A 12,549-nucleotide genomic window follows, 5' to 3' on the forward strand; every position below is an offset into this window, starting at 1 on the left:
TAAAAATAAAGGCAGGCATGATGCCTTCTCTCTCCTGTTTCATCCGCCTTGCGCGGACCACGACTCTCGCCGCCGTACTTGGGTACGGCGGCACAGCAAGCGCCGCGAACCTGTCTGTCTGCATCGACAAGGCGAGCCCCACATCCGCGATGGATGCGGCGCTCGCCCGTGCCGTTGCGCGGCATGAGGGCGCGACCGTCAAAATCGATTATTTCGACGGTTCCGGTGATGACGATGGGTTCGATCTTGATGAATTCGCCGATCTCGCCGAACGCTGTGATTTGGTGCTCGGTTTCCCCGTCGATCCCGAAACCCATGCTTTGCCGGCTGGATTGTCTTCCACCGCTCCCTATGGGCACACCGGTTTCGTGCTGGTGACGCCGTCTGGCAGTCCCGCCGCCTCGCTCGATCAATTGCCGAAAGGCACGGCCGTCGCCGTGGGGTATCAGACGACCCCCAATCTCTATTTCATCGATCATCCGAATCTTCATGCGGATGTTCATCTGACGGATGAGGAAGCTCTGGCGGCCCTGGTGGCGCGCAAGGTGTCGGCCGCGATGGTCTGGCGCCCAACCGTCGCCAGCTATCAGACAGTCCATGCCGAGACGGCCCGTTTCGACATGCATGATCTCGATGCGGCTCATGCCCGTTTCAATCTGGTCGCGCTTTACGGCGAGCCGCATGCGGCAGCGGCGAAGGCTTTTGACGATTCCGTGATCGCCTTGGCCAGCGCGGGTGAACTCGATCGCGTGATCACGCCCTATCTGAAGAGCGGCGCTGTCGCAGAAAGCTCGAATAAGGCGAATGCGGGCAAACCTGCCGAGGCCGTCGCGCAGGCGACCCCGCCCAAACCTGCCGCCCCGCAACCGGCAACGCCCGCCACCCCGGCGCCGCAACCAACGGCTCCGGCACCCGCTGCCGCTGGTGCCACTCCGCCCGCGCTCTACACCAGTGCGCAGGCTGATCAGGGCAAGGAGAAATATGCGGAGAATTGCGCGATCTGCCACGGGCCGACCCTGGCCGGGCGCGCGGGACCGGCGCTGAAAGGGCCGACCTTCGCCTCGCCAACGGCTGGCTTCTCCGTCAGCGACATTTTCGTCATTCTCTCGCAGAATATGCCGGCAACCAATCCGGGCAGTCTCGAGCAGGACGATTATGTGCAGATCATGGCCTATCTGCTGCAGCAGAACGGCTATCCGGCGGGGACGACGGCGCTCACCTTCGATGAAGCCGGAAAATCCAAGGTGCCGCTGATCTATCGCGGTCAGTAAGACCGTTCGGCACCTTATCCTGCCACACAGATTCTGGAGCGCCAGCCTTCGATGAAGTCCGGCGCTCTTTTCGTTTGTCAACGAAACTATTCAAAACAATGATAATTCCTTTCAAGCTCCACGCCCCGGCGGCCGAATCCAATCGATTGCATGGGGGCCGATTTGAGAGGGTGGCCCTTGAAATTCATCACGACTGACCAAAATCCTCTTCCGCCCAGTGGCACGGTCGGCGAGATTGTTACGGCCGATAGGATTGTCCTTCGCTATGCCCGCTGGCCGGCTCAGGACTCTGCGGGGCGGGGCGTGCGAGGGACCATTGCCATCTTGGGCGGGCGAGCCGAATTCATTGAGAAATATTTCGAGACGATAGCCGCGCTCCAGAAGCGTGGTTTCGCGGTCGCCCTTCTCGACTGGCGCGGACAAGGTCTATCGCAACGCTTGCTGCGTAATCGCAGCAAGGGTCACGTCGATGATTTCAAATCCTATCGCAAGGATCTCGATGCCTTCGAACAGCAGGTGCTCGCACCTTTTTGTCCGAAGCCCTGGTTTGCGCTCGCTCATTCCATGGGAGGCACCATTCTGCTCGATCAGGCGCATGACGGAGCTTCTCCTTTCACACGCATGGTTTTGTGTGCGCCGATGATTGCGCTCAAGCGCCTGTCCTTTCCGCGCGGCATGCGGTTTTTGACTGAATTCCTTCATAAAAGCGGCTTCGGCCGTGCCGGCGTTCCCTTCCGCTATGCGCGTGCTGCTGCCCGCGAGCCCTTCTCGAAAAATGTCCTGACCTCGGATCCGGTCCGCTTCTCGCGATTTACCTCAGTGATTGCCGCGGCACCGGAATTGGCTGTGGGTGTGCCAACGATTGGCTGGGTACATGCGGCCTTCCGTCTGATGCACAAGCTGGCCAAACCCGATTTCGCCGCGAGAGTTACAACGCCAGTCCTGATCTTCGTCGCTGGCGATGATCGCGTCATTGATTCACGTTCGGTGGAACTGTTTGCCAGTCGTCTCAAGACGGGTCATTGCCTGACAATCCCGAACGCCCAGCATGAGATCTTGATGGAACAGGATTGCTATCGCGAACAATTCTGGGCTGCTTTCGATCATTTCATTCTCGGTTCGCCAGAAGAGGTGTTGAAACCACGGGACGAGCCGCTCATCGTCCAGACAGCCGTTTGATTTTGCGGATGGTCCCTCTTCAGGCGCACTCATGATCTCTGACGCAGAAGAGACAGGACCTGATCATGCAAGGCTGCACAACCGGAGGCCACGATATCGCCGCCCTGCGCTGGCTCGCCACCCTCCCAGGTCGTGACGCAGCCGCCCGCGCCACGGATGATCGGAACGAGGGGTGCGATATCATAGGGCTTGAGGCCGGATTCGATGACGCAATCGACGTGACCCGCCGCCAGCATGGCGAAGGCATAGCAATCGCAGCCATAGCGCGAGAGGCGAACCTCTGCCTCGACCCGGCGGAAGGCTTCGAGCTTGGCGGGTTCATAGAGCAGCGGAGAGGTCGTCATGAGGATTGCATCGGCAAGCGAAGCGCAGGTGCGCGCGCGCAGGGTGCGTTTTATCAGTGCGAGATCGATACCGGGGCCGCGCCACTCGGCATGTTGGCCATCGCCGGCAAAACGTTCGCGGATGAAGGGCTGGGCCATCATCCCATAGATCGGCTGGCCGTGGTGCAGGAGCCCGATCAACGTCCCCCATATTGGCATGCCGGCGATGAAACTTTTGGTGCCATCGATCGGATCGAGGACCCAGACATATTCTGCATCTTCCCGGATGGTGCCGAATTCCTCGCCGATGATGCCATGCCGCGGAAAAGTCATCTCTATCAACTGCCGCATCGCGCTTTCGGCGGCATGATCGGCCTCGGTCACCGGATCGAAGGGGCCGCCAGCATTCTTGTCGATCGCGCCGAGAGAGGTGCGAAAGAAAGGCAGCACAGCCTCACTGGCGGCGTCGGCGAGCTTTTCGACGAAGGCGGCAAAATCGACGGCGGACATAAGACAACCTTTCCATGCGGACATTGCGGAGAGCGCGCGAACAAAAAGCGCGAGCGGCGCAGCTCTCGAAACCCATAGCAAATGCCCGAAGGCTTTTCAGCGCTGGTGAAGGGATCTTTCCGGCTGGCCTTTTGGAGAAAAGAGCCTCGTCGTAGCCGCCAAAAGCCGATTTTCGTGGACCGAACCTGTTTTCCCGGCCTGTGTTGTCTTGCCGCAGCGAAAAACCCTGAAAGGGCTTGCTCTTTGTGCGTCGCACAGTCATATTGTTGCGGTGCGGCAACGATGTTGCTGCCGATGCCCTCCTTGGGCGTTTCCTCCCTTGACTTGGACCGCTTGTGGCAACACGAGCGGTTTTTTCTTTTGGGTCGCTTGTGCGACCTTGTCTGTCCGGCTGCGCCAAGTCTTTTTGCTGTTGCTCGTTCATGCGAATATCGCAATGCAGGGTATCGTGCAACGCATTTCTCGATATGCGCCTTTCAGGCCGATGCGCTAAGCACCTGGAATTATTAATCTCTTTCACATGGTCTGCCGGAGGATAGAGGCAGATTCATGCCTGTGGCTCAGGCTTGGTCCGTTGAAAAAAACTTGCTTTTTGTGCGTTGCACAGTCATATTATTGCGGTGCAGTAACGATGTTGCTGCTAATGCCCTCCTTGGGCGTTTCCTCCCTTGACTTGCACCGCTTGTGGCAACACGAGCGGTTTTCTTTTTGGGCCGCTTGTGCGACCTTGCCTTCCGTCTGCGCCAATCCGTTCGTGGGCAAGCCTGTTCGCTCGTTCATGCGCATATCGCAATGCAGGGTGTCGGCCGGCGCATTTCTAAGCGCGTGCCTTTCAGGTCGACGCCTAAGCACCTGGAATTATTAATTTCTTTCATGTGATCTATCAGAGAATAGAGGCAGATACATGCCTGTGCCTCAGGCTTGGCCCGTTGAAAAAGACTTGCTTTTTGTGCGCTGCACAGTCATATTATTGCGGTGCGGTAACGATGTTGCCGCTAATGCCCTCCTTGGGCGTTTCCTCCCTTGACTTGCACCGCTTGTGGCAACACGAGCGGTTTTTTCTTTTTGGGTTCCCTTTCGCGGTTTCCCTTTTCACCGCTTCCCTTGCACGAACGCCTAACTCTCATGTTCATCGTGCAGCCCTGGGTCCTGTTTCGTGCATCTCTCGGTCGTTGGGCCTTTTGAGATGATATAAGATATTGAATTTATTTTATTTCTTAAATCCATTTGGGACCGGTTAGGGCCTTTATGAGAGTGCTCACCTAAGGCAAGGCTGTTCGGAAAGCGCTTGCGTTTCGCACTGCACACAGGCATATCGATGCGGCGCGGTAACGATGTTACCGCCGATGCCCTCCTTGGGCGTTTCCTCCCTTGACTTGGACCGCTTGTGGCGACACAGGCGGTTTTTTCTTTTGGGCTCCTCTCTTCTCCGCATAAATCCCTTTCAAGGGTTTCCTATGCAAATAGGACAATGCAGGGCCCAGTTTTGCGCATTTCTCGGCCGCGTGTGTCCTCTACATTCTCTAAGATACTGAAATAAATAATTTATTTCGAATCTCTTCCCCGTGGCGAAGGCTCCGAACCCCATGCATTCTGACAAGCGCCTTTACAAAAAGGCTTGCTCTTTCTGCGGTGCCGATGCATATTGTTGCGGTGCGGTAACGATGTTACCGCCGATGCCCTCCTTGGGCGTTTCCTCCCTTGACTTGGACCGCTTGTGGCAACACGAGCGGTTCCTTTCTTTTTGGGCAGGATAATATTTTTGGTGGATTATTCCGCTGCGGCCTGTTGGGGCCGACGATCGGCGATTGCCGCCGCCAGGGCCGCCGCCATTCTGGTCAGATCTTCCGCAACAGTCGCAAAACATGGACTTGGTTCGAAGGTCCTCTCGTCCATGTAGAGCCCGCGGCTCACTTCGATCTGCAAGGCATGAAAATGCGTGGCGGGATTGCCGTAATGCTCGGTGATAAAGCCACCGGCATAGGGTTTATTGCGCTGGACCTGATAGCCCATCTGTCGCAGGGCCTGTTCCACGGTTTCCACAAGATCGACAGCGCAGCTCGTCCCATAGCGGTCGCCGAGCACAAAATCCGGCCGGTTTCCGGGGCGGCTCGCGGGGCCGCGACTCTCGCTTTGTCCGAGGCCCGCCTGCGTGTTCGAAGGCATGGAATGGCAATCGACCAGAAGCGCAACGCCGAAGGTTTTTTCGGCGCGTTCGAGCAGTGCCCGCAAAGCGCGATGATAAGGCTTATAGAGACGGTCGATCCGCCACATGGCTTCTTCGACGGGCAAGCGTCCCAAATAGATTTCCTGCGCTTCACCGACCACACGGGCGATCGTGCCGAGCCCAGCGGCGACCCGCAATGATCTCGTATTGGAGAAAACGGGCAACTTGCCGTCGAACATTTTGGGATCGAGCTCATAGGGCTCGCGATTAACGTCCAGAAAGGCGCGCGGAAAATGGGCCCGGATCAAAGGCGCGCCAAGCCCCGCCACGCCGCGGAACAAAGCATCGACATGCACATCCTCGGAACGACGCAGGGTCAAGGCATCGAGCCGAGCCGATACGAGGAAGCGGCGTGGGTAAAGAGATCCAGAATGCGGTGAGGAAAACACCAGTGGACACGTCAGCGTCTCAGGCTCCAGGACCTCAAAAGGCGGGTTGAAATCGAGATCTCGCGCCTCCTCCCCGTGCTGGATTTTTGTCGTGTCCTTGCCAGGATCGTCCGACGTCATGCCTTTTCCTTCAAGACGCTTTCAAGCTCCGTGATTTGGCCGCAATCCTGGTTGAAAGAGGTAAGTATTGCGTCATCCCGCCATCTTCATACTGTCGCAGGCGTGTCGCTCTCTGTCCACTCAATATAGCGATTGCTTTCCAAACCGGCCGGTCCCTCATTTGGGTCCTTATCTGGGTTGGAAGCAAATATCGGTCTTTTCCGGGCATGTTCAAGCGAGCGCGAGGACCAATGGATGGCGACGCGCATCATGTCCGAGGCAACGGATCTTTGAAAATGCGTCCAATCAGATGCCAGGGAGAAAGCATGAGCCGAGCGAAACACGGCTTTCTGCGAGATACCGAGGCAAAAAGGCCGGAATCTTCATTGGATTTTTACCAGGCTTTGTTCAGATGAGGCACTTGTGAGGCCCCACCATGAACGACATTCTACTCTCCGATCATTGTAAAATTTTGCTCGCCGAGGACGACAACGACATGCGCCGTTTCCTCACCAAGGCGCTTGAAAATGCCGGCTTCGAAGTGTCTCCGCATGACAATGGGCTCGCGGCCTATAATCGGCTGCGTGAGGAGCCTTTTGAATTACTCCTGACCGATATTGTGATGCCCGAGATGGACGGGATTGAACTGGCCAAACGGGCCACGGAACTCGATCCGGATATCAAGGTCATGTTCATTACGGGTTTCGCGGCTGTCGCCCTCAATCCCGACAATCACGCGCCGAAACAGGCCAAGGTTCTCTCCAAGCCGTTTCATTTGCGTGATCTCGTCAACGAAGTCCAAAGATTGCTCGCGGCTTAAGGTCGGGAATCTCCTTGTCTGGCAAGGGGATGGTCTGGCGAGGGGATGAGGATGCTGGTGCCCGGCGGATTTGACGACCTGGATCTCAGATGCACAAAAATCGCGTGATGCACGTGCAAAATATCGCCCGCTTTCGGCCTCGGTGGCCAGCAGCAAAGGCAGGGTTTGAGAAGGCCTGGCTCCTGCTCGCCCTCGGCATCGTGCTGACACAGGGACAAGGGCAAGCAGCGGGTGCCGAATTCGAGACTTGTGTGGCGTCCTTACGAGCGAATGCGCAGGCCCAGGGAACCACGTCCGCGACGCTCGCGCGCACGCTGGACAGCGTGCAGTTCGATCCCGAAATCATCCCGCTTTCCACTAATCAGCCTGAATTCAAGACACCGATCTGGGATTATCTTTCGGGCCTCGTCGATCAGGAGAGGGTCGATGATGGTCGTTCAATGATGCAACGTCATGCTCAGGCCTTTGCGACGGCAGAGCAACGGTTCAGCGTCGACCGGGCGGTCATCGCTGCCGTTTGGGGTGTCGAATCGGATTTCGGGCGGGGATTTGGGACGCGCCCTGTCATACGCTCGCTCACCACGCTCTCCTGCGCCGGGCCACGCCAGTCCTATTTTCGGAGCGAATTACTGGCCGCCCTGAAAATCGTCCAGAATGGTGACATCGAACCCAGCCAATTCAATGGTTCCTGGGCGGGTGCTTTCGGTCATACGCAATTCATGCCCTCCACCTTTTTGCGAACCGCTGTCGACCTTGACGGTGACGGGCGCCGCGATCTGATCAATTCCGTGCCCGATGCCCTCGGATCGACTGCTGCTTATTTGCGCAAAGGTGGTTGGACGCCGGGGCTCGAATGGGGCTACGAAGTGCTCCTGCCTCCTCATTATGCCGGGCCTTCCGGCCGGACCCGCAAGGAGCCGCTCGCTACTTGGGCAGCGCGCGGCTTGCGGCGCATGGATGGAGCGCCTCTGAGCGGCGCCACTCCGGCGGGTCTCTTGCTGCCGGCCGGACCTACCGGGCCCGCTTTTCTAGTGACGCGCAATTTCGAGGCGATCTATTCCTATAATGCCGCCGAATCCTATGCTCTGGCCATTGCACTTCTGTCGAATCGCCTGCGTGGTCGGCCGGGTCTCGTCGCCGCCTGGCCGACGGATGATCCGGGTCTCTCCCGTGCCGAGCGGAGGGAGGTTCAAGCGCTTCTCATGCGGCAGGGTTATGATCTCGATGGTAAAGCCGATGGCGTGATCGGCACCAAGAGCCGCCAGGCGATCAGCGATTTCCAGCAACGCCACGGCCTCGCACCCAATGGACGTGCCAGCGCTTCAGTCCTTGCCGCGCTCCGGCGCTGAAGCGGTTTTCGGGTCACCTCCAAACCCGGTCAAGAGGATCATTTGACTGTCCTCGTCCTTCGCGCCTCTCACAAGCGAAAACGCTTTCTGCCTGCCTCGCGGCCAGGCCAGGACGTGGCTCTTTGAATCGGAATGAGGGTGACATGCCCCCAGCTATTCACCGCCGTGCAGGGGAGCCGACCTGACCCCCTCTTTCGACAAGAATGCGCGCCGCTTCCGCCCACGCTAAACAATGAGAAAACCTGCCGACGATCTCGATGGCGGGCGCGGGGGAAGAACCATGGGGCAGAAGACTTATCCTGATATGAAGGTGCGCGAAGGCTGGCTGGAGAAAGTGGCGATCCGCGTCACGGCCTGGTCGGAACGCTGGTTTCCCGATGCCTATGTTTTCGCTTTGCTGGCGCTGATCATTGTCGCGCTTTGCGCCCTGGCCAATGGAACGCCAATCGAGGCTGTGGCGCAATCGTTTGGCGATGGCTTTTGGGGGCTGATTCCCTTCACCATGCAAATGGCGATGCTGGTGATCGGAGGTTATTGTGTCGCGCGCTCGCCGGCAGCGAGCTGGTTGATCGAAGCCTTGGCCCGCTTTCCGCAAAGTGCTCGCGGGACCATTGTCTTTGTCGCCATCGTCGCGATTACAACATCGCTGGTGCATTGGGCGTTCAGCACGGTATTCTGCGCTTTGCTGGTGCGCACATTGGCCCGACGCGAGGATTTGCGTTTCGACTATCGGGCGGCGAGCGCGGCTGCTTATCTGGGCCTTGGTGCTGTATGGGCTTTGGGGATCAGTTCTTCGGCGGCGCAATTACAAGCCAATCCCGCCAGCATGCCGGAGGCCCTGCTCAAGATCAGTGGCGTGCTGCCTTTCAGTCAGACGATCTTTCTCTGGCAGTCCATGCTCATGCTCGGGGCCATTGCCGTGTCCTCGATCCTGATCTGCTATTTCTCCGCGCCTTTGGGTGAACGGACGAAGACAGCGGCGGATATGGGTGTCGATGCGCATGGCGACGCCATCATTCTGCCGCCACGGTCGCGGCCGGGGGAATGGCTTGAATATAGCCCGATCCTTACTTTGTTTGTCTTCGCCGTCGGCATGATCTGGGTGGTGAATGAATTTGCCCACAAAGGGGCTTTGCGGGGCATTTCCGATCTCAATTCCTATAATCTGATGTTCCTCTTGTTCGGTATGTTGCTGAACTGGAGGCCAAAGCGCTTTCTGATTGTCGTGGCCAAGGCGGTTCCGGCGACCGCCGGCGTGTTGATCCAATTTCCGATCTATAGCGCCATCGCTTTTCTGATCTCCCGCGCCAAGGGGGCTGGCGGCCTGACACTGACCGATCATCTCACAACGATCTTTGTGAGTGTGGCGACCCGTGAAACTTTCGCGCCGCTGGTTGGTATCTATTCCGCGGTGCTCGGCTTTTTCATGCCCTCAGGTGGGGGAAAATGGCTGGTCGAGGCGCCCTATGTCATGCAGGCCGCGGTCAATCTCAAGGCCCATCTCGGTTGGGCGGTGCAGGCCTATAATGCGGGTGAGGCCTTGCCCAATCTCATCAATCCCTTCTGGATGCTTCCCCTTCTGGGCGTATTAGGACTGCAGGCACGCGACATCGTCGGTTTTACCTTTCTCCAGCTTGCCGTCCATTTGCCGGTGGTGGTCTTTCTGCTCTGGCTCTTGAGCTATACGCTTGCCTATGTGCCGCCCATGATGCCTTGAACGGGATGTCTTTTCTTCTTGCCTTGGGTGGATGGGGCGGAGTGGATCCGAAGAAGGGTTTGTCTTCTGATCCACTGGCGTTTTTTTTTACAAAGATCACGGCCTACCATCAGTCATAAGGGAATGCCTCGCGCGCTGAGCAGCTTTACCCCGAAGGAATAACCTCTTAGCGCGAGAGCGCTGTCCTCGACCCATCTATTGGATAAATGTTTTTTCAACTCTCAGGCATGAGATTGATTGAACGAGACATGCTCTATGTATATGAGCGCACCAGGCTGCCGATGAGCATGTTCCATCCATCGATAAGAATGAAGAAAAGAACCTTGACTGGGAGTGCGATGACTGTCGGAGGCAGCATCATCATACCCATCGACATGGTAATGGCCGATGTGATCATGTCGATGACGAGAAATGGCAAAACGATAAGAAATCCCATTTCAAATCCACGCCTCAACTCAGAAATCATGAATGCGGGAATCAGGATACGCAATTCTATTTCCGAACCCGTTTGGTCCACCGAGGGAAAGTTCTCCTTCGCCAAATCAGTAAAGAGTTTCAGATCCTTGCCACGGACCTGACCACTCATGAATTCTCTGAAAGGCTGTATTATTTTGGGGAAAGCCTCTTGTTCCGTCAGCTGATTGTCCATCATCGGCTTGACCCCGCCGTCCCAGGCTTTCTCGAAGACGGGTGACATGACGTAAAATGTCATGAAGAGCGAAAGGCTGATCAGAACCAGATTGGCGGGAGTACTTTGCAAGCCGAGACCTGAACGCAGGAACGAAAGAGCAATCGCGAAGCGTGTGAAACTCGTGACCATAACCAAAAGGCCAGGCGCCACAGAGAGAATGGTCAGAAGTGCGACAAGCTGAATGATACGACCCGAAACAGTTCCATTTCCGGGCGGCACGAGTGTACTCAGGTCGGGTACTTGTGCATAGGCAGCGGGTGCCAGGGCAATGATGAGAAAGCTGACAATAAGTAGACGTTTCACTGGATCACCAAGGCTTGGATGACAAGTTCCTGAATGGCGCCATTCGATCGGATATGAGCGCGTTCGTTGAGATCGTCGCGAAGATTCTGAAATCCGCTCGGACCAGCCAGCTGCGCGACAGACAGGGTCTTCAAATATCCGAGTACATCTGTCGTGAGTTGCATGGACAGCACTTCTGGCTTTGGGACAATTTTGCTGTCGAAAAGCATGACGGTTTCCAATCGGATCCAGGAATTGGGTGGATCGGCGAGATTGGCAATTATGGGAGGTAAGGGCCAGGCATTGACATTTGCGCCCAATTTCGACGGACTATTCTCCTTCTCAATTGTCGACATGGTGTCTGCCAGTTTCGCTTTAATAGACAAAACGAGGTAATAGCCGACGCTCGCGCCGACAGCGCCGGCGAAAAGCGTCAGACCCACCAACACACCCAAGCGGTGCAGTTTTGATTGCGATAATGATGGGTTAGACGGCAATGCCGGCACGTCTTGAGAAGCCATTCTGTATCCATCGAACTGACGAAAGGATTTGTCGGTTGCAACATGCCGTTCGGAAGTGAAGAGGCAGGCGTTAGGTCACTTGTTGAATCGCACTCGATTCATCCAAAAAGCGATATTTTTTCATTAGCTTAATGCTCTAAATCGGTTTGAAGCGGTCATAGATTTGTTGACCGATCGCCGGCTGCTGCACCTCCATGATGCGGCCACGTCCCCCATAGGAAATACGGGCTTCAGCAATCTTGTCATAGGAAACTGTATTATCCTTGGCGATATCTTGAGGCCTCACGATACCGGCTACATTCAGGAGACGTAGTTCAAAATTGACGCGCACTTCTTGCGACCCTGAAATGATGAGATTCCCGTTGGGAAGGACATCCGTTACGACGGCCGCCACGGAAAGTTGCATTTTCTCCGAACGGTCGATGGCGCCTTGGCCTTGGGTCGACGAAAGAATATCCGATGTGATCGTCGGCTTGAACTGGATTGTCTGATTGCTGAGGCCGAGTTTGTAGTCGAATCCTGTATTGATCTTGGCTTCGAGGGAGCGGTCCGTATTATTGCCAAATGTCGCGTGATCATTGATAAAGATCATCACAGTGACGACATCTCCTATTCTGGCAGCACGTGGGTCACTGAAGATATCGGTTCGGCTCCCATTCCAGATCGATTGCGGCCGCGTCATGCTGGCATTTTGGAAAACGGCCGTTGCCGATGGTTGAACTCGCGCAGCGAGGCCGGTTCCGAGTGCACTCATGGCTGGCTCTCGTCCAAGTTCCCGTATATCGCCCGCGCATCCCGCAAGCGCCACTGAACCGAGGGCGACGAAGGCGAAGGAGAACCGTAACGAAATCTTTTGATCAATGAGACGCTCAAGCGAAAAGCAGGATCTTGCCCCGGCGCTGATGGCGTTGCGACCGTTTGTCATGATCGATTGGAACTGTTTGTGCTTGCCGTAGGCGTGGCACTCGGGAACAGACTCGTGATTGGTGGACAGGGAATCTGTTCGCAAAAGTCCATTGAGGCCAATCCGCCAGAAAATATTTTTTTGGATGGTCGCGGGCGAGACTTCTGCACGAACAGCTTCTATCGGAATGGCTTCCATTGGGATCGAAGCCATCTGGAGATTGTCTTGGGGATTTTCCTGGGCGTTCTTGATAAGAAAGCTTGGCAT

Annotated in this window: 10 protein-coding genes; 5 read left to right on the forward strand and 5 right to left on the reverse strand. The window is 56.5% G+C overall.

Annotated elements, in window-relative coordinates:
* Positions 1-17 precede the first annotated feature (17 nt).
* Positions 18-1,271: a c-type cytochrome gene (locus BIND_RS18510; RefSeq protein ID WP_012386540.1), complete on the forward strand. Its 1,254-nt coding sequence runs from the start codon at positions 18-20 to the stop codon at positions 1,269-1,271.
* Between the two features lie 177 nt (positions 1,272-1,448).
* On the forward strand, positions 1,449-2,450 hold the full coding sequence (locus tag BIND_RS18515) for an alpha/beta fold hydrolase (protein WP_012386541.1): 1,002 nt from the start codon (positions 1,449-1,451) through the stop codon (positions 2,448-2,450).
* A gap of 29 nt (positions 2,451-2,479) precedes the next feature.
* Here BIND_RS18515 and hisN read toward each other — a convergent pair whose 3' ends face one another.
* Positions 2,480-3,283, reverse strand: coding sequence for a histidinol-phosphatase (hisN, locus tag BIND_RS18520; RefSeq protein WP_012386542.1), 804 nt, complete (start codon positions 3,281-3,283; stop codon positions 2,480-2,482).
* Positions 3,284-5,053: 1,770 nt separating this feature from the next.
* Positions 5,054-6,019: an N-formylglutamate amidohydrolase gene (locus BIND_RS18525; RefSeq protein WP_012386543.1), complete on the reverse strand. Its 966-nt coding sequence runs from the start codon at positions 6,017-6,019 to the stop codon at positions 5,054-5,056.
* Between the two features lie 415 nt (positions 6,020-6,434).
* Between BIND_RS18525 and cpdR the strand changes: the two genes are divergently transcribed.
* From cpdR to BIND_RS18540, 3 genes are all read left to right on the forward strand, one after another.
* A complete protein-coding gene (cpdR, locus tag BIND_RS18530; RefSeq protein ID WP_012386544.1) occupies positions 6,435-6,818 on the forward strand; it encodes a cell cycle two-component system response regulator CpdR in 384 nt (127 codons plus the stop codon).
* Between the two features lie 89 nt (positions 6,819-6,907).
* Positions 6,908-8,167, forward strand: a complete 1,260-nt coding sequence (locus BIND_RS18535; RefSeq protein ID WP_012386545.1) for a lytic murein transglycosylase — start codon at positions 6,908-6,910, stop codon at positions 8,165-8,167.
* A 280-nt stretch (positions 8,168-8,447) separates the two neighbouring features.
* Positions 8,448-9,884 (forward strand): short-chain fatty acid transporter, encoded by a 1,437-nt coding sequence (locus tag BIND_RS18540; RefSeq protein ID WP_012386546.1) that lies wholly within the window; start codon positions 8,448-8,450, stop codon positions 9,882-9,884.
* A 253-nt stretch (positions 9,885-10,137) separates the two neighbouring features.
* On the opposite strand, the gene fliP is transcribed toward BIND_RS18540, so the two are convergent.
* From fliP to flgH, 3 genes are all read right to left on the reverse strand, one after another.
* Positions 10,138-10,863 carry a flagellar type III secretion system pore protein FliP gene (fliP, locus tag BIND_RS18545; RefSeq protein ID WP_425277060.1) on the reverse strand — a complete coding sequence of 242 codons (726 nt, stop codon included), beginning with the start codon at positions 10,861-10,863 and terminating at the stop codon, positions 10,138-10,140.
* An 11-nt stretch (positions 10,864-10,874) separates the two neighbouring features.
* The gene (locus BIND_RS18550; protein WP_158304405.1) at positions 10,875-11,363 is read right to left on the reverse strand and encodes a flagellar basal body-associated FliL family protein; all 489 of its coding nucleotides are present in this window, start codon (positions 11,361-11,363) and stop codon (positions 10,875-10,877) included.
* Positions 11,364-11,514: 151 nt separating this feature from the next.
* The gene (flgH, locus tag BIND_RS18555; protein WP_012386549.1) at positions 11,515-12,549 is read right to left on the reverse strand and encodes a flagellar basal body L-ring protein FlgH; all 1,035 of its coding nucleotides are present in this window, start codon (positions 12,547-12,549) and stop codon (positions 11,515-11,517) included.

Origin of the sequence: Beijerinckia indica subsp. indica ATCC 9039, assembly GCF_000019845.1 — a bacterium.
In the GTDB taxonomy this organism is placed as follows: Bacteria; Pseudomonadota; Alphaproteobacteria; order Rhizobiales; family Beijerinckiaceae; genus Beijerinckia; species Beijerinckia indica.